Source organism: Hydrogenophaga sp. YM1 (assembly GCF_016903055.1).
In the GTDB taxonomy this organism is placed as follows: Bacteria; Pseudomonadota; Gammaproteobacteria; order Burkholderiales; family Burkholderiaceae_C; genus Hydrogenophaga; species Hydrogenophaga borbori.
Genome location: NZ_CP070223.1, coordinates 1316358 through 1332168 on the forward strand (window position 1 = coordinate 1316358; position 15811 = coordinate 1332168).

The following is a 15811-nucleotide window of genomic DNA, read 5'->3' on the forward strand; positions in this document are numbered from 1 at the left end:
CGGGCCTCACTGGCTGATCTTGCGCGCCTCTTCCACCTGGTATTCGAAGTAGCGCTGAAAGCCGAAGGCCAGACTGCCCATGAAGGCGATGGTGCCCGTCAGCAGCAGCAGCACCAGGGCGATCATGGTCAGCCAATTGGTGTGGCTGCCCGCACCCCCAGGGGTTGCGGGGTTGAACCAGCGGTCCCACTTCTCGGCGTCGGCCAGGGCGTAGACGATGCCCGTGAGGCAGGCGGCGGCGATGCTCAGGCCCAGCAGGGGGATCAGCACCCAGGAGAGCTTGTCGTCCTGCCCGTAGGCCAGCACGCGCTCCACGCCGTACCAGCCCAGGGCCGTGGGCAGGGGGTGCAGCCAGCCCACCCAGTCGCCCAGGCCGCGCAGGTAGAAACGGTGCAGGCCCAGGGCGCCGCCGATGAGCGCCAGCCAGACGGCCAGCGTCTTGTTCTTGCGTGCCGCCACGTTCAGCCCTCCTGCGGCGGGGTGTGGTGCGCCTCGCCCAGCGGCTTTTCCATGATCACGATGTCCAGCCAGCGGCCGAACTTCCAGCCGCAGGCTGCCACCGTGCCCACAGGCGTGAAGCCCAGCGCGCGGTGCACGCCGACGGAGCCGGCATTGCCCGAATCGCCGATCACGGCCATCACCTTGCGGATGCCGGCGCGCTGCAGCACGGCCAGCAGCTCGGCCAGCAGCAGGCGGCCCAGGCCCCGGCCGGCGGCCTCGGGGGCGAGGTAGATCGAGTCCTCGACCGAGAAGCGGTAGGCCGGGCGCGGCTTGAACCAGTTGCCATAGGCGTAGCCCAGCACCTGGCCCTGCTCTTCGATCACCAGCCAAGGCAGGCCCTTGCCCAGCACGTCGGCGCGGCGCTGGGCCATCTCGGCCGGGGTGGGCGGGGTGGTCTCGAAGGTGCCCGTGCCGTGCAGCACGTGGTGTTCGTAGATGCGGGTGATGGCGGCGAGGTCGTCGTCGGTGCTGGGGCGGATCAGGGGCATGGCGGGTGGCCGGAAGAAGAGCGGCGTGGCGGAATCGGCGGCGGGCTATAATCGCCGGCTTTGCGGTGTTTCGCTGGCCGGGTGGTCAGTCGTGTGTCTCAGGCACCGCGGAAATTGCTGTGAAGCAGCGGATCGAAAGATCCGGCGGCACCCCGGAAGGCCCGGTCGGTGCCCAACCACCCGAAGGATAAATCATGGTCGTCATTCGACTCTCCCGCGGCGGTGCCAAGGCCCGTCCGTTCTACACCATCGTCGCCGCCGACAAGCGTGCGCGCCGCGACGGCAATTTCATCGAGCGCCTGGGTTTCTACAACCCCAACGCCAAGGGCGGCGAAGAGAAGCTGCGCATCGCCACGGACCGCCTGAACTACTGGCTCGGCGTCGGCGCCACCCCGTCCGACACCGTCGCGCGCCTGGTCAAGGAAGCCAAGGCCGCTGCGCCGGCCGCCTGATCGCGCCATGTCCGCGGCCCTGGTCGCGTCGGCCCTGCCGGCCGATGCCGTTGAACTGGGCCGCGTCCAGGATGCCTGGGGCATCAAGGGCTGGGTCCGCATCCAGCCCCACAGCGCCGACACCGACGCGCTGTTCGCCAGCCAGGACTGGTACCTCCAGCCGCCCGAAGCCCGCTTCGCGCGCGGCTTTTCTGCTTTCAAGGGCTGCATGGCCGTGCGGGTGGCCGAGCTCAAGGCCCACGCCGACGGCCTGGTGGCCCGGCTCGAGGGCGTCGACGACCGCAACCTGGCGGAGTCGCTCAAGGGCTGCCGCATCAGCCTGCCGCGCAGCGCCTTTCCCGAGCCCGAAGAGGGCGAGTACTACTGGGTCGACCTGATCGGCCTGCGGGTCGTCAACCGCGAGGGCGAGGACCTGGGCGTGGTGCGCGACCTCGTGAGCACGGGACCGACCTCGGTGCTGGTGCTCGAGTACCTCGAGACGGTGGACGGCGAGGAGCGCGCCGCCGAGCGGATGATCCCCTTCGTGGCCGCCTACATCGACGGCGTGGACCGCGCCGCTGGGCGCATCACCGCCGACTGGCAAAAAGACTACTGAGCGGGGCAGGCGCCCATGCGCTTCGACGTCATCACCCTGTTCCCCGAGCTGTTCCAGCCCTTCCTGGCGTACGGCATCAACCGGCGGGCCTTCGAATCGAAGCAAGTCGACGTGCGCCTGTGGAACCCGCGCGATTTCGCCGAGGGCAACTACCGGCGCGTGGACGACCGCCCCTTCGGTGGCGGCCCTGGCATGGTCATGATGGCCGAGCCGCTGTGGCGCTGCCTGCAGGCCATCCGGGCCGAGCGCGCCGAGCCCGAGGGCCAGCGCGCGCCCGTGGTGCTGTTCTCGCCAGTCGGTGAGCGGCTGGACCACGCGGGCGTCGAGGCCTGGGCCGCCGGGCCGCGGGGCGCGGTGCTGGTCTGCGGCCGCTATGAGGGCATCGACCAGCGCTTCATCGACGCCTGCGTCGACCTGCAGCTCAGCCTGGGCGATTTCGTGCTCTCGGGCGGCGAAATCCCCGCCATGGCCCTGCTGGACGCCGTGGCTCGCCTGCAGCCCGGCGTGCTGGGCGACGAGGGCAGCCACCAGCAGGACAGCTTCAACCCCGCGCTAGACGGCCTGCTCGACAGCCCGCACCACACCCGGCCCGAGGTCTGGCAGGGCCCGCACGGCCCCCTGGGCGTGCCACCGGTGCTGCTGGGTGGGCACCACGGGCAGATCGAGCGCTACCGCCGCGAGCAGCGGCTGGCGCTGACCGCGCGCCAGCGGCCGGACCTGATCGCCCGGGCCCGGGCCGAGGGCCGGCTGGGGCCGGACGACGAGCGCTTTCTGCGCGGCCTGGGCTGAGCCGGCGGGCCGGATTCCCCGCTCTGGCGGGTCTGGCTATAATGGTGGGCTTTTCGATCCTCTGGCCGGCCGCCGCGACCGTTTCCTCAGTCAGTCCTGACCCACGGATTCGCGGCCTTCAGTGCAGCGCGGCCACGATCGTGGAACAGGAAACATGAACCTCATCCAGACCCTCGAGCAGGAAGAGATTGCCCGCCTCGGCAAGACCATCCCGCCCTTCGCCCCCGGCGACACCGTGATCGTCAGCGTCAACGTCATCGAAGGCACCCGCAAGCGCGTGCAGGCCTACGAAGGCGTCGTGATCGCCCGCCGCAACCGGGGCCTCAACTCCAGCTTCATCGTGCGCAAGATCTCCAGCGGCGAAGGCGTGGAGCGGACCTTCCCGCTGTACAGCCCGCTGATCGCCAAGATCGAGGTCAAGCGCCGTGGCGACGTGCGCCGCGCCAAGCTGTACTACCTGCGCGAGCGCAGCGGCAAGTCGGCCCGCATCAAGGAAAAGCTGGGCGCCTGATCCGGCACCGCGCAAAAGCCGCTCCATGGAGCGGCTTTTTTGTGTCCATGACCGAACCCATCGTCCGCATCCCGCCCTTCGATCCCCGCACCGTGCCGGTGGTGGCCACGGGGGCGAGCGAAGGTCTGCCGCCGCCGTCCCCGCACCGCCTCACGCCCGACGGCCTGCGCGCGCTGTTCGAGGCACCGCCGGTCTGGACACCCGAGCTGCGGCGCGAGCGCCGCTTCGCCGAGCGCGAGCCGGCCGACGCGGCCGTGCTGCTGCCCCTGGTGGTGCGCGACGAGCTCAACCTGCTGCTCACCCAGCGCACCGCCACCCTGTCCACGCACTCGGGCCAGATCGCCTTCCCGGGCGGCAAAGTCGATCCGCAGGACGCCGACGCCATCGCCGCCGCCCTGCGCGAGGCCGACGAAGAGGTCGGCCTGCCGCCGCAGAACGTGGAGGTGCTGGGCACGTTGCCGGTCTACATCACTGGCACCGCCTTCCACGTGACGCCGGTGGTGGCGCTGGTGCGGCCCGGCTTCACGCTCAAGCCCAACCCGCACGAGGTGGACGACGTCTTCGAGGTGCCGCTGCGCTTCCTGATGGACCCGCGCCACCACCGCCGCCACCTCATGAATTTCGACGGTACCGCGCGCGAGTGGTACTCCATGCCCTGGCACGACGGCCAGCGCGAGCGCTTCATCTGGGGCGCCACGGCGGGCATGCTGCGCAACCTGTACCGCCTGCTCACGGCCTGACCGGGGCCTGGCGCGCGCCCTGGTCGCGTCCGTTGATCGGAGGGTCGCGTGTGCCCACTATCATCGGCCCATGGGTTTTCTGGCCATTCTGCTGGCGCTGCTCATCGAGCAGGCCCGTCCCCTGTCGTTCGACAACCCCGTGCACGCCGGTCTGCGCGCCTGGGGCCGCGGCGTGCGCCGCAACCTCGATGCGGGCCAGTCCTCGCATGGGTGGATGGCCTGGCTGCTGGCCGTGGGCGTGCCGGCGGCGCTGGCGGCGCTGATCTACCACGCCCTGTGGGAGCTCAGCGGCGTGCTGGCCCTGGTCTGGACGGTGGCGGTGCTCTACGTGACCCTGGGTTTTCGCCAGTTCAGCCACCACTTCAGCGAAATCCGCCGCAGCCTGGAGGACGGCGATGAGCGTGGCGCGCGCGAGCAACTGGCGCGCTGGCTGCGCGTGGACGCCAGCACCCTGCCGCGCACCGAGTTGCTGCGCCAGGTGATCGAGCACTCCGTGCTGGCCGCGCACCGCCACGTGTTCGGCGTGTTCGTGTGCTTCCTGGTGTTCTGGGTGATCGGCCTGGGGCCGGCGGGCGCGGTGTTCTACCGGCTGGCCGAGTACCTGTCGCGCAACTGGCGCGAGCGCCCCGACGGCACGCCCAGCGCGGCGCTGCGCCGCGCCGCGGCCACGGCCTGGCGCTGGATCGACCACGTGCCCGCGCGCGTCACGGCCCTGGGCTTCGCGGTGGTGGGCAATTTCGAGGAAGCCGTGGCCAGCTGGCGCGCCGACGCCGAGCGCTTCGCGCCGGGCAGCGACGGCGTGGTGCTGGCGGCCACCTCGGGCGCCATCAACGTGCGCCTGACGCCGCAGGACCCGGCGGCCCCGCCCCCGGACGAGACCGACCCCGGCGCGCGCCCCGAGCCCCAGCTCGCCCATCTGGGCAGCGTGGTGGGCCTGGTGTGGCGCGCGGTGGTGCTGTGGATGCTGCTGCTGGCGCTGCTCACGCTGGCGCGGGTGTAGGCCGCGCGGGTCGACGCGCCACTGAACCGGTTTTGCTGGGCCGCGGGCGCGCGCCCTTGAGGGGATCGCGCGCCGCGCGGCAGGGGTGGACGGGTCAATACGTCCGCTTGTTGCTCAGCTCATCGAACAGTTCGTCGTAGAGCCGGTAGCGGTTCTGGTCGATGGCCAGCGGGTCCGCCGCCGGATCGGCGCCCACGTGGGCGCGCACGCCGCAGCCCGGCTCGTGCCGGTGCGTGCAGTTGTAGAAGCGGCAATCGCCCAGCGCGGCGCGCAGGTCGGGCATGAGCTGCGCGAGTCGTTCGGCCTCAAGGTGGTGCAGGCCGAATTCCTGGAAGCCCGGCGAGTCGATGAGCGCGCTTTCGCGCGCCGGCTCCAGCCAGTACCAGGTGGTGGCGGTCGTGGTGTGGCGCCCGGTGTTGAGGGCGCGCGAGATCTCGCCGGTCTGCGCGCCGGCCTCGGGCACCAGCCGGTTGACCAGCGTGCTCTTGCCCACGCCGGAAGGGCCCAGCACCAGCGTGTGGCGGCCGGTCAGGCGCTGGCGCAGGGCGTCCAGCCCGTGGCCGTCGTGAAGGCCCAGCGGCAGCACGGGCGTGCCCATGCGCCGGTAGGGCTCGAGCCGCGCCCAGGCCTGGTCGAAGGACTCGCCCAGGTCTTGTTTGTTGAGCACGATGCAGGCGCTGATGCCCTCGGCCTCGGCCGCGAGCAGGGCGCGCGTGAGCTGGGCCTCGGAGAACACGGGCTCCGCGGCGAGCAGGATCAGCACCTGGTCGAGGTTGGCCGCGAAGGCCTTGGTGCGCATCTCGTCCTGGCGGTAGAAGAGGTTGCGCCGGGTCTCGATGCGTTCGATGCTGCCCTCGTCGCCACTGGGCTGCCAGGCGACGATGTCGCCCACGACCACGGCGCTTTTCTTGCCGCGGGGGTGGCACAGGGTGCGCTGGCCGTTCTCGTCCTCGACCAGGCAATGGCGGCCATGGGCCGCCACCACACGGGCCAGGCGCGTGCCGCCCATCAGGACGCGAGCAAGGCGTTGATCGCCGCCGCGCAGTGGAAGTCGCTGACCGAGACGCCGTTCACGTCGTGCGTATTGAAGCGCAGGGTGCAGCGGTTGTAGCCGAAGGCCGCGTCGGGGTGGTGGTCCTCGCGGTGGGCGATCCAGGCCATGGCGTTCACGAAGGCCATGGTCTCGTGGTAGTTGGCGAAGCGGAAGGTGCGCTCGATGGCGCCGTCGATCAGTTTCCAGCCGTCGGCCTCGCTGCCGTTGAGCTGGCTGAGCTGGGTGACGATCTCGGTGGCGTTGAGCGCGCGGCGGTTCTGGTGGATGGGGTGCATGGTCAGGCGCTCTCAGGCGGCGGTCAGGCGGGCCAGGCGTTCGCTGGCGGGGGGGTGGGAATAGTAGAAGCGCGCGTACAGCGGGTCGGGCGTGAGCGTGCTGGCGTTGTCCTGGTACAGCTTGAGCAGGGCGCTGGCGAGGTCGGCGCCGCGCGTCTTGTCCTTGGCGAAGGCGTCGGCCTCGAACTCGTGCCGGCGCGACAGCTGCGCGGCCAGCGGCGACAGGAAGTAGGTGAACAGCGGCACCACCAACAGGAAGAGGATGAGCGCGAGCGCGTCGTTGGGCGCGCGCAGGTCGGGTTCCACGCCCAGGCCGGTGAAGAACCAGGCCTGAGAGGCCGCCCAGCCCAGGGCCGCGAAGCCGACGAAGCTGAGCGCGAACAGCAGCAGCACGCGCTGGGTGATGTGGCGCAGGCGGTAGTGGCCGAGCTCGTGCGCGAGCACGGCGTCGATCTCGTCGGGGTTGAGCTGCTTGAGCAGGGTGTCGAAGAACACCACGCGCTTGGCCGCGCCGAAGCCGGTGAAGTAGGCGTTGGCGTGCGCGCTGCGCTTGCTGCCGTCCATGACGAACAGGCCCTGGGCCGAGAAGCCGCAGCGCGCCATGAGGGCGTTGACGCGGGCCTTGACGGCGTCGTCGGCCAGCGGCTCGAAGCGGTTGAACAGCGGCGCGATGAGCGTGGGGTAGAGCACCAGGGCCAGCAGGTTAAAGACCATCCACACGCCCCAGGCCCAGAGCCACCAGGTGCTGCCGGCGGCGCCCATGAGCCAGAGCACCAGCGCGGCCAGCGGCAGGCCGATGGCCGCGCCGATCAACGCGCCCTTGAATCCGTCGGCGATCCACAGGCCCAGGCCCATCTTGTTGAAGCCGAAGCGCTCCTCCAGCCGGAAGGTGGCGTACCAGGAGAAGGGCAGGCCCAGCAGGCCGCCGATGAGCGCGAAGGCGGCGAGCAGCGCGAGCTGCTGCCACAGGCCAGGGCCCAGCCAGTCGAGCAGGCCGAGGTTGAGCGCGTTCAGGCCGCCGAGCAGGGTCCAGCCGATCAGCAGCGCGGTCTCGAAGGCGGTGCTGAGCAGGCCGAAGCGCGTCTTGGCGATGGTGTAGTCGGCGGCCTTGCGGTGGGCGTCGAGTGGGATGGTGGCGTCGAAGGGCGCGGGCACCTGATCGCGGTGGCGGGCCACGTGGCGGATCTGGCGGCTGGCGAGGGCGAAGCGGGTCAGCAGGCCCAGCACCAACAGGGCGCAGAAGAGGGCGGTGAAAGCGAGGGAAGCGGTGTCCATGAAGGCGCCAGTCTACCGGTGCCCCCGCCGGCCCGCCGGGGCCGGCGGATGACGGAAAATCGCGGGATGACCTCCAATCCCGCCGACATCGCCGCCCCCGAAGTGCCCACGCTCGCCAAGAGTGACCAGAACCTGGTCTGGATCGACTGCGAAATGAGCGGTCTCGATCCCGAGAAGGAGCGCCTGCTGGAGATCGCGGTGGTGGTGACCGGCCCGCAGCTCACGCCGCGCATCGAGGGCCCCGTCATCGTGGTCCACCAGAGCGATGAGCTGCTCAACGCCATGGATGCCTGGAACAAGGGCACGCACGGCCGCAGCGGTCTCATCGACAAGGTGCGCGCCAGCACGGTGAGCGAGGCCGAGGCCGAGCAGCAGCTCATCGACTTCATCTCGCGCTACGTGCCGAAGAACAGCGCCCCCCTGTGTGGCAACACCATCGGCCAGGACCGCCGCTTCCTGGTGAAGTACATGCCCCGGCTCGAGGCCTACCTGCACTACCGCAACGTCGATGTGAGCACCTTGAAGGAACTGGCCAAGCGCTGGCGCCCCGAAGTGGTCGACGCCTTCAAGAAGCGCCAGCTGCACACCGCCCTGGCCGACGTGCACGAATCCATTGACGAACTCGAGCACTACCGCGCGCGGTTTCTGCGCTGATCGGGCCGGGTCCGTGCCTTGCCGGCCCCTGCCGGCGGCGGGGTTGCCCGATGCCACCGCCGCCCCCCCTTGCGGGTCCGTCACCCCGGCCTTGCATGACAATAAAGTGACTTTCACGCCGATTTCACATGAAAAAGAAATCCCGCCCCTTCATTGAGCGCCACTTCGAGACGCTGCAACTGGCCACCGCGGTGGCCTTTCTCTTGCTTGTGGGGCTGTACGCCTCGCTCACCGGCGCGGCCGACGCCGGCCTGAGCCGCACGGCGGTCTGGCTGCTGATCGTCTCGGCGGCCGTCGGCGCCTACATGGCCATGAACATCGGCGCCAACGACGTGGCCAACAACATGGGCCCGGCGGTGGGCTCGGGTGCCATGACCATGGGCTGGGCAATCGTCGTCGCGGCGGTGTTCGAGGCGCTGGGCGCCATCGTCGCGGGCGGCGAGGTCGTGGGCACCATCAAGGGCGGCATCATCAATCCGGCCGACATCACCGACCCCACGCTGTTCGCCTGGGTCATGTTCGCCGCGCTGCTGGCCGGCGCGCTCTGGCTGAACCTGGCCACCGCGCTGGGCGCGCCGGTGTCCACCACGCATTCCATCATCGGTGCGGTCATGGGCGCAGGCATCGCCGCCGGGGGCTGGGGGCTGGTGCATTGGCCGACCATCGGCGCCATTGTCGTCAGTTGGGTGGTGTCTCCGCTGTCGGGCGCGCTGTTCGCTGCCCTGTTCCTCTATGTCATCAAGCGCAGCGTCACCTACCGCACCGAGAAGACGGAGGCGGCCGCGCGCGTGGTGCCGGCGCTGATCGCCTTGATGGTGTGGTCCTACACCACTTACATGCTGCTCAAGGGCGTGAACCAGATCGTCAAGGTGTCCTTCCCCGTGGCCGTGATCGTCGGCCTGGGCACGGCGGCGCTGGTGTGGGGCCTCATCCGCAAACCCATCGAGCGCATCGCGCTGCGCCAGGAGAACTCCAAGGATGGCGTCAATCACCTCTTCACCTGGCCGCTGATCTGCTCGGCCGCGCTGCTGAGCTTCGCCCACGGCGCCAACGACGTGGCCAACGCCATCGGCCCCCTGGCCGCGATCTTCGAGGCGGTGAAGGCCGGTGCCATCGCCACCAAGGCTGGCACGCCCCTGTGGATCATGGTGCTGGGCGCGCTGGGCCTGGCGGTCGGCCTGGCGCTGTATGGGGCCAAGCTCATCCGCACCGTCGGCAAGGAAATCACCGAACTCGACCAGATGCGCGCCTACGCCATCGCGATGGCCGCCACGCTCACGGTGATCGTCGCCTCGCAGCTGGGCATGCCGGTGTCGACCACGCACATTTCCATTGGCGCGGTGTTCGGCGTGGGCTTCCTGCGCGAGTTACTCAAGGTGAACTACGCCAAGATGGAGGCCGTGGTGCGCGCCGGCCACCAGGGCACCGACCGCGAGGAGGTCGAGGCCTACATGCAGCGCTTCGAGGCCGCCGAGGTGCAGGAAAAGAAGCAGATGCTGGCCGAGATGAAGCAGCGCGCCAAGGTGCGCGGCCTGGACGGCGCGGTGTTCGCCAAAGGCGAACGCAAGGCCTTCAAGAAGGCCTACAAGAAGGAAATCGTCAAGCGATCGGTGGTCATGCGCATCGTGGCGGCCTGGATCGTGACCGTGCCGGCCACGGCGGTTCTGGCCGCGCTGCTCTTCCATCTGGTGGCCGCAGTCATGTCCTGATGGGTGCAGGGCTTCGGGTTTTCCCGAATTTGTGCGAGAATAGCGGGCTTCGCTGGCAACGGCGAAGCCCTTTGTGCATTGGCCTCACACACCCCGGCCCCCGAACACCGCCCGCCATCCGACGCGAGCGAGCAGGGGCCACCGCTTCCGGGCGGACCGTTTGTGGTTGATGTTGTGTAACCACGAACGGATCCGACGCCCCGGGGCCTGAAACTCCCCTTCGCGCGGCATTCGGTCATTGGCGCCCCATTGCTTTTGCGGGCGCAGGAACTGACATGAGCGACGCTTTCGAAGCGCGCGGCGAGACCTCGCCCGCGATCTCTCCCGAACAACAATCCACGGCCCCGGTGGAAACCACGGCCCCCGTGGACGCCAGCGCTTTTGCCGCGCTGGGCCTGGCCCCCGAACTGGTGGCCGCCGTGGCCGACCTCGGCTTCACCCAGCCCACGGCGGTGCAGGCGCGTGTGATGCCCCTGGCCATCAAGGCCGAGGGAGCCGAGCGCTACGCCGACCTGATGGTCTCCAGCCAGACCGGCAGCGGCAAGACGGCGGCCTTCCTGCTGCCCGTGCTGCACACCCTGATCCAGCAGCAGGCCGCGCGCGAAACGGCCGAGCGCGCCGAGCGCGAGCGCCTGGCGGTCGAGGCCGCCTTGCGCGGCGAGGTGCCGCCCAAGGCGCCCAAGCGCAAGAACCCGCTGCTGCCGCGCCACTTCAAGGCCGCCACGCCGGGCGCGCTGGTGCTGTGCCCCACGCGCGAGCTGGCGCAGCAGGTGGCGCACGACGCCATCGACCTGGTGCGCCACTGCCGCGGCCTGCGCATCGCCAGCGTGGTGGGTGGCATGCCCTACCAGCTGCAGATCGCCAAGCTGCAAAACGCCGACCTGGTGGTCGCCACGCCGGGCCGACTGCTCGACCTCCAGCGCTCCATGCAGCTCAAGCTCGACCAGGTGCAGTTCCTCGTCGTCGACGAGGCCGACCGCATGCTCGACCTCGGCTTTTCCGACGACCTGGCCGAGATCAACGCCCTGACCGCCCAGCGCCGCCAGACCATGATGTTCAGCGCCACCTTCGCGCCGCGCATCCAGCAGCTGGCCATGCGCGTGATGCACGACAACGGCAAGCACGTGCAGAAGGTGCAGATCGACAGCCCGCAGGAGCAGCACGCCAACATCAAGCAGGTGCTGTTCTGGGCCGACCACGCCGATCACAAGCGCAAGCTGCTCGACCACTGGCTGCGCGATGCCTCCATCGACCAGGCCATCGTCTTCGCCAGCACGCAGATCGAGTGCGACGGCCTGGCCGGCGAACTGCAGCAGGCCGGCTTCGCGGCCGTGGCCCTGCACGGCGCGCTCAGCCAGGGGCTGCGCAACCGCCGCCTGATGGCGCTGCGCAACGGCCAGGTGCAGATCCTGGTGGCCACCGACGTGGCCGCGCGCGGCATCGATGTGCCCACCATCACGCACGTCTTCAACTTCGGCTTGCCCATGAAGGCCGAGGACTACACGCACCGCATCGGCCGCACCGGCCGCGCCGGCCGCGACGGCCTGGCCGTGACCTTCGCCGAATTCCGCGACCGCCGCCGCATCGCCGACATCGAGGCCTACACCCAGCAGCGCTTCAAGGCCGAGGTGGTGCCGGGCCTGGAGCCGCGCGAGCGCCCGCCCGCGCCGCGCCGCGACGGCTGGTCGTCCGAGCGCCGCGGCGGTGGCGGCCGGCCGGGCGGCCGTCCCGCTGGCCGGGGCGAGGGCTGGGGCCCGTCGCGCGGCGAAGGCCGTGCGCCCTACGCTGAGGCGCGCCCCTTCCGTGGCGAGGGCCGGCCTTTCCAAGGCGAGGGCCGCCCCTTCCAGGGCGACGCCCGCCCCGCGCGCGGCGATTCGCGCGCGCCGCACCAACAGGAGCCGCGTGCGCCCTACAACAACGACACGCGCGCCCCGCGTGGCGACGTGCGCTTCTCGCGCGACGAGCGCCCGGCCCAGGCGCGCGGCTGGGGCCAGCGCCCCAACGCCGGTGGCGGTGCGCGCGAGGGCGGTTTCGGCGGCCCGCGCGGTGGCGGCTTCGGCGAGCGCGCGGGTGGCCCGCGCGGCCGCCGCGACCGCTGAGTCTCCCGGTTCCCCGGCCCTTGGGCCGCGGGCCCCTCAGGTAGGGGTGTTGCGCGTGCGCGCCCGTGGTTCCCCGGCCGCGGGGACGCTGGCTTCCAGCGGCACGAAAGGCGCGCGCGCCTCGTCCGCCAGGCCTTCGGTCAGGGTCTGCAGCAGTTCGATCAACTGGCCGCGCTGCGCCGGCGTGAGCGGCGACAGCAGGCGCTGGTAGGCGCGCTCGGCTGGCTCGCGCGCGGCGGCCAGCAGCGCCTCGCCGTCGGCGGTCAGGCTCACCGTCATCTGGCGCCGGCTCACGGACGAGCGCTCGCGCCTCACCAGGCCGCGCTCCTCGAGGCCCTTGAGCACGCGCATGACGGTCACCTTGTCGAAGGCCAAGGCGCGAGACAGCCGCGTCTGGTCCAACCCGGGTTCGGCCGCCACCACGGTGAGCACGCCGTACTGCGCCGGCGTCAGCCCTACGCTCGCGCAGGCGTTTTCGAACACCGCCGCCGATATCTGGTGGGTGCGGCGCAGCAGGAAGCCGGGGCGCTGGTAGAGATCGGTCAGGGTCATGATGTTCGTCGGGCGAGCGGGATTCTACGGATGTGCGGGGGGCGAACTTCCGCCAACATCAATAGCATGCTAACGATAGGAGGTCGTCCATGGTTGCCGATTTCTCGTTCCTGCGCCGCGGCCTCGTCGCCGCCGCGCTGCTGGCCACGGCGGGCCTGAGCGCCGCGCAGGAAGGCCCGCTGCGCCTGATCGTGCCCTTCACCCCGGGCACCGGCATCGACCTGATCGCCCGCACCGTGGGCCCGAAGCTGTCCGAGCGCCTCAAGCGCCCGGTGGTGGTGGAGAACCGCGCGGGCGCCTCCGGCAACATCGGCACCGAGGCCGTGGTGCGCGCCGCGCCCGATGGCAGCACCCTGCTGGTGAGCGTGAACACGCTGGTGATGAACCGCAGCCTGTACCCGCAAATGCCCTTCGACCCGGTGCGCGACCTGCAGCCGGTGGGCCTGACGAGCTGGGGCCAGCTCATCCTGGTGACGCACCCGCGCTCGGGCTTCAAGACGGCGGCCGATCTGATCGCCGCCGCGAAGCAGGCGCCGGGCAAGCTGAACTACGCCTCGCCGGGCGTGGGCACGCCGCACCACCTGTCGATGGAGCTGTTCAAGAACACCGCCAAGGTCTTTCTCACGCACATCCCCTACCGCGGCACGGGCCCGGCGGTCACCGACATGATCGGCGGGCAGGTGGACGCCATGTTCCTGCCCATCCACGTGGCGCTGCCGCAGGTGCGCAGCGGCCGCCTGGTGGCCCTGGGCATCGGCAGCGACAAGCGCCACCCGCTGCTGCCCGACCTGCCCACGCTGAGCGAGGCCAAGGCCGGCGAGGTGAACGTGGACATGTGGTACGGCATCTTCGCGCCCAAGGGCATGCCCGCCGCGCAGGTGGCCGCGCTCAACCGCGAGATCAACGACATCCTGCGCGCCGAGGACGTGAAGAAGGCCTTCGAAGGGCAGGGCATGGACCCGGCGAGCGACACGCCCGACGGCTTCGCGAAGCTGGTGGCCCGGGACGCCGACCGCTGGGCCGCGCTGATCAAGGCGCAGGGCATCAAGGCCGAATGAGCGCCGCCGGGCCGTTCCCCTGGCGAGCAGCGACGCGCTGCGCCGCACGGAGGCTTGTCTAATGAAAGCGGGCGACACGATGAAGATCGCGGTGGTGGGCGGCGGCATTGCCGGCCTGGCGTTCGCGCTGGGCCTGAAGCAGCGCGGGCTGGCCTGCGAGGTGTACGAGGGTGTGGCCGAGGTGAAGGAGCTGGGCGTGGGCATCACGCTGCTGCCGCACGCCATGCGCGAACTCGACGCCCTGGGCCTGAGCGCCGAGCTGGAGGCCATGGCGATCGAGAACCGCGAGAGCGTGTTCTTCAACCGCTGGGGCCAGTATGTGTACAGCGAACCGCGCGGCCGCCACGCGGGCTACCCGCTGCCCGAACTGGGCATTCACCGCGGCAAGCTGCATGGCGCGCTCTGGCGCGCCGCGGTTCAGCGACTGGGCGCGCAGCGCCTGCTCACCGGCCACCGCTGCGTGGCGATCGAGCCCGACGCGCGGGGCGCCACGCTGCGCTTCGAGAACGGCGCGGCCGCGCGTGCCGACCTGGTGGTCGCCTGCGACGGCGTGAACTCGGTGGTCCGCCGCCACTTCCATCCCCAGGACCCTGTCTGCTACGCCGGCATCAACACCTGGCGCGGCGTCACGGTGCACAAGCCCATCCTGGATGGCAAGAGCTACCTGCGCATCGGCAGCATCGACACCGGCAAGATGGTGATCTACCCGATCGTCGACAACGTGGACGGCCAGGGGAACCAGCTCATCAACTGGGTGGCCGAGATCCGCGACCCGCGCGCGCCCATGAACGACTGGAACAAGCCCGGTCGGATGCAGGACTTCCTGCCGATCTTCGAGGCCTGGCGCTACGACTGGCTCGACGTGCCCGCGCTCATCCAGGGCGCGCAACAGGTGTTCGAGTACCCCATGGTCGACAAGGACGCCTTGTCCCACTGGGGCGAGGGCCGCGTGACGCTGATGGGCGACGCCGCCCACCCCATGTACCCGCGCGGCTCCAACGGCTCGGCCCAGGCGCTGATCGACGCGCGCACCCTGGCCGATGAGCTCGCCGCCACGCCGGCGGACCCCGAGGCCGCGCTGCGCCGCTACGAGGCCGCGCGCCGGCCGGCGACGGCGAAGGTGGTGGAGACCAACCGCACGCTGCCGCCGGACTTCATCATCATGAAGGCCGACGAGCTCAGCGGCGGCCAGCCCTTCACGCGCATCGACGACCTGATCAGCCAGGACGCGTTGCGCGAGATTTCCGAAAACTACAAGCGGATCGCGGGGTTTTCGCTGAAGGCCTGAGCGCGGGGCTCAGTCCTCGCCGCTGATGGTGACCAGCAGCTGGATCACCTCGGCACACTCTTCCTGGATGCGTTGCACGGGGTAGAGCTCGGCCGCGCTCGCGCCGGCCGGCACGCGCTCGCGCAGCGTCTCGGCCTGCAGCAGGATGGCCGAGATGCGCTCGAACAGCTCGGAGGTGATGGCGTTCACGTCCACCGCGGCGGCCGCGGGTGCCGCCATGGGGGCGGGCGCGGGTGCCGGGGCCCGCGCCGGCGCGGCCACGGGCGCGGGGGCGCTCGCGGCGGCCTGGCGCATCGGCAGCGGGCGCTCGTCGAGCTCGATGTACTCCATGGCCTCGCCGTTGAGGATCTGCTCCAGCCGCAGGCGGATCAGGTCGCGGTCGATCGGCTTGGTGAAGAAGTCGAGCACACCGGCCTCGAACGCGCGCTGGCGGTACGAGGAGGTGTTGTGCGAGGTCACCATCACCACCTTGGTGTGGGCCAGCGCCGGCTTCTCGCGCATGCGGGCAATCACCTCGTAGCCATTGAGGTCGGGCAGCTCGGCGTCGATGACCAGCAGGTCGGGCTGGTGCTGGGCCAGCTTGGTCAGGGCGTCGTCGCCGCGCACCGCGAAATGCAGCTGCGCGATGTCGAGCAGGGTGCGCGCCAGCAGGTGCACCATGCCCGGGTCGTCGTCGACGATGAGGATCTTGTGGCGCCGGGGCGTCGGGTTCAGCGGGGATGGCGTCATGGCGCGCTCCAGGGGCGATCGGAAAGGTCCGGGCCTGCGCCA

General features: G+C 70.6%; 18 protein-coding genes. 11 read left to right on the forward strand and 7 right to left on the reverse strand.

All coding sequences use genetic code 11. The annotated features are described in order from the left end of the window. Positions 1–6: 6 nt before the first annotated feature. The gene (locus JNX00_RS06430; RefSeq protein ID WP_070398863.1) at positions 7–459 is read right to left on the reverse strand and encodes a TM2 domain-containing protein; all 453 of its coding nucleotides are present in this window, start codon (positions 457–459) and stop codon (positions 7–9) included. Between the two features lie 2 nt (positions 460–461). After that, positions 462–989: a GNAT family N-acetyltransferase gene (locus JNX00_RS06435; RefSeq protein WP_204744430.1), complete on the reverse strand. Its 528-nt coding sequence runs from the start codon at positions 987–989 to the stop codon at positions 462–464. Positions 990–1183: 194 nt separating this feature from the next. Here JNX00_RS06435 and rpsP point away from each other — a divergent pair, with 194 nt between their 5' ends. The 6 genes from rpsP (at position 1184) to JNX00_RS06465 (ending at position 5076) form a co-directional block, all read left to right on the forward strand. Continuing rightward, positions 1184–1441: a 30S ribosomal protein S16 gene (rpsP, locus tag JNX00_RS06440; protein ID WP_070398861.1), complete on the forward strand. Its 258-nt coding sequence runs from the start codon at positions 1184–1186 to the stop codon at positions 1439–1441. A 7-nt stretch (positions 1442–1448) separates the two neighbouring features. After that, a complete protein-coding gene (rimM, locus tag JNX00_RS06445) occupies positions 1449–2036 on the forward strand; it encodes a ribosome maturation factor RimM (RefSeq protein ID WP_204744431.1) in 588 nt (195 codons plus the stop codon). A 15-nt stretch (positions 2037–2051) separates the two neighbouring features. Then, on the forward strand, positions 2052–2825 hold the full coding sequence (gene trmD / locus JNX00_RS06450) for a tRNA (guanosine(37)-N1)-methyltransferase TrmD (RefSeq protein WP_204744432.1): 774 nt from the start codon (positions 2052–2054) through the stop codon (positions 2823–2825). A 154-nt stretch (positions 2826–2979) separates the two neighbouring features. Beyond that, the gene (rplS, locus tag JNX00_RS06455; protein ID WP_009518047.1) at positions 2980–3336 is read left to right on the forward strand and encodes a 50S ribosomal protein L19; all 357 of its coding nucleotides are present in this window, start codon (positions 2980–2982) and stop codon (positions 3334–3336) included. Positions 3337–3383: 47 nt separating this feature from the next. Further along, complete coding sequence (locus JNX00_RS06460; protein WP_204744433.1) at positions 3384–4076, forward strand: CoA pyrophosphatase; 693 nt, start codon at positions 3384–3386, stop codon at positions 4074–4076. Positions 4077–4146: 70 nt separating this feature from the next. Beyond that, on the forward strand, positions 4147–5076 hold the full coding sequence (locus JNX00_RS06465) for a CobD/CbiB family protein (protein WP_204744434.1): 930 nt from the start codon (positions 4147–4149) through the stop codon (positions 5074–5076). A 94-nt stretch (positions 5077–5170) separates the two neighbouring features. Here JNX00_RS06465 and rsgA read toward each other — a convergent pair whose 3' ends face one another. From rsgA to JNX00_RS06480, 3 genes are read right to left on the reverse strand one after another with little or no spacing between them, the layout of a single operon-like run. After that, positions 5171–6085 (reverse strand): ribosome small subunit-dependent GTPase A, encoded by a 915-nt coding sequence (gene rsgA / locus JNX00_RS06470; RefSeq protein WP_070398856.1) that lies wholly within the window; start codon positions 6083–6085, stop codon positions 5171–5173. Beyond that, positions 6085–6405, reverse strand: a complete 321-nt coding sequence (locus tag JNX00_RS06475; RefSeq protein ID WP_204744435.1) for a 4a-hydroxytetrahydrobiopterin dehydratase — start codon at positions 6403–6405, stop codon at positions 6085–6087. The genes rsgA and JNX00_RS06475 overlap by 1 nt, the downstream gene beginning before the upstream one ends. A 12-nt stretch (positions 6406–6417) precedes the next feature. Beyond that, positions 6418–7680: a M48 family metallopeptidase gene (locus JNX00_RS06480; protein ID WP_204744436.1), complete on the reverse strand. Its 1263-nt coding sequence runs from the start codon at positions 7678–7680 to the stop codon at positions 6418–6420. A 66-nt stretch (positions 7681–7746) separates the two neighbouring features. Here JNX00_RS06480 and orn point away from each other — a divergent pair, with 66 nt between their 5' ends. The 3 genes from orn (at position 7747) to JNX00_RS06495 (ending at position 12142) form a co-directional block, all read left to right on the forward strand. Further along, positions 7747–8334, forward strand: a complete 588-nt coding sequence (orn, locus tag JNX00_RS06485; protein WP_070398853.1) for an oligoribonuclease — start codon at positions 7747–7749, stop codon at positions 8332–8334. Positions 8335–8462: 128 nt separating this feature from the next. Continuing rightward, complete coding sequence (locus JNX00_RS06490) at positions 8463–10043, forward strand: inorganic phosphate transporter (protein ID WP_204744437.1); 1581 nt, start codon at positions 8463–8465, stop codon at positions 10041–10043. Between the two features lie 275 nt (positions 10044–10318). After that, entirely contained in the window at positions 10319–12142 is a 1824-nt protein-coding gene (locus JNX00_RS06495; RefSeq protein WP_204744438.1) for a DEAD/DEAH box helicase, read from the forward strand. A gap of 36 nt (positions 12143–12178) precedes the next feature. On the opposite strand, the gene JNX00_RS06500 is transcribed toward JNX00_RS06495, so the two are convergent. Beyond that, positions 12179–12694 (reverse strand): MarR family transcriptional regulator, encoded by a 516-nt coding sequence (locus JNX00_RS06500; protein WP_204744439.1) that lies wholly within the window; start codon positions 12692–12694, stop codon positions 12179–12181. Between the two features lie 89 nt (positions 12695–12783). Here JNX00_RS06500 and JNX00_RS06505 point away from each other — a divergent pair, with 89 nt between their 5' ends. Next, positions 12784–13752 (forward strand): tripartite tricarboxylate transporter substrate binding protein, encoded by a 969-nt coding sequence (locus tag JNX00_RS06505; RefSeq protein ID WP_070398849.1) that lies wholly within the window; start codon positions 12784–12786, stop codon positions 13750–13752. A gap of 79 nt (positions 13753–13831) precedes the next feature. Beyond that, the gene (locus JNX00_RS06510) at positions 13832–15040 is read left to right on the forward strand and encodes a flavin-dependent oxidoreductase (protein WP_204745007.1); all 1209 of its coding nucleotides are present in this window, start codon (positions 13832–13834) and stop codon (positions 15038–15040) included. Between the two features lie 9 nt (positions 15041–15049). On the opposite strand, the gene JNX00_RS06515 is transcribed toward JNX00_RS06510, so the two are convergent. Continuing rightward, the gene (locus JNX00_RS06515; RefSeq protein WP_204744440.1) at positions 15050–15769 is read right to left on the reverse strand and encodes a response regulator; all 720 of its coding nucleotides are present in this window, start codon (positions 15767–15769) and stop codon (positions 15050–15052) included. Positions 15770–15811 lie beyond the last annotated feature (42 nt).

Coding starts and splice junctions, on each gene's coding strand:
- JNX00_RS06435 (WP_204744430.1), bottom strand. CDS start 989: ATGCCCCTGATCCGCCCCAGCACCGACGACGACCTCGCCGCCATCACC.
- rpsP (WP_070398861.1), top strand. CDS start 1,184: ATGGTCGTCATTCGACTCTCCCGCGGCGGTGCCAAGGCCCGTCCGTTC.
- rimM (WP_204744431.1), top strand. CDS start 1,449: ATGTCCGCGGCCCTGGTCGCGTCGGCCCTGCCGGCCGATGCCGTTGAA.
- trmD (WP_204744432.1), top strand. CDS start 2,052: ATGCGCTTCGACGTCATCACCCTGTTCCCCGAGCTGTTCCAGCCCTTC.
- rplS (WP_009518047.1), top strand. CDS start 2,980: ATGAACCTCATCCAGACCCTCGAGCAGGAAGAGATTGCCCGCCTCGGC.
- JNX00_RS06460 (WP_204744433.1), top strand. CDS start 3,384: ATGACCGAACCCATCGTCCGCATCCCGCCCTTCGATCCCCGCACCGTG.
- JNX00_RS06465 (WP_204744434.1), top strand. CDS start 4,147: ATGGGTTTTCTGGCCATTCTGCTGGCGCTGCTCATCGAGCAGGCCCGT.
- rsgA (WP_070398856.1), bottom strand. CDS start 6,085: ATGGGCGGCACGCGCCTGGCCCGTGTGGTGGCGGCCCATGGCCGCCAT.
- JNX00_RS06475 (WP_204744435.1), bottom strand. CDS start 6,405: ATGCACCCCATCCACCAGAACCGCCGCGCGCTCAACGCCACCGAGATC.
- JNX00_RS06480 (WP_204744436.1), bottom strand. CDS start 7,680: ATGGACACCGCTTCCCTCGCTTTCACCGCCCTCTTCTGCGCCCTGTTG.
- orn (WP_070398853.1), top strand. CDS start 7,747: ATGACCTCCAATCCCGCCGACATCGCCGCCCCCGAAGTGCCCACGCTC.
- JNX00_RS06490 (WP_204744437.1), top strand. CDS start 8,463: ATGAAAAAGAAATCCCGCCCCTTCATTGAGCGCCACTTCGAGACGCTG.
- JNX00_RS06495 (WP_204744438.1), top strand. CDS start 10,319: ATGAGCGACGCTTTCGAAGCGCGCGGCGAGACCTCGCCCGCGATCTCT.
- JNX00_RS06500 (WP_204744439.1), bottom strand. CDS start 12,694: ATGACCCTGACCGATCTCTACCAGCGCCCCGGCTTCCTGCTGCGCCGC.
- JNX00_RS06505 (WP_070398849.1), top strand. CDS start 12,784: ATGGTTGCCGATTTCTCGTTCCTGCGCCGCGGCCTCGTCGCCGCCGCG.
- JNX00_RS06510 (WP_204745007.1), top strand. CDS start 13,832: ATGAAGATCGCGGTGGTGGGCGGCGGCATTGCCGGCCTGGCGTTCGCG.
- JNX00_RS06515 (WP_204744440.1), bottom strand. CDS start 15,769: ATGACGCCATCCCCGCTGAACCCGACGCCCCGGCGCCACAAGATCCTC.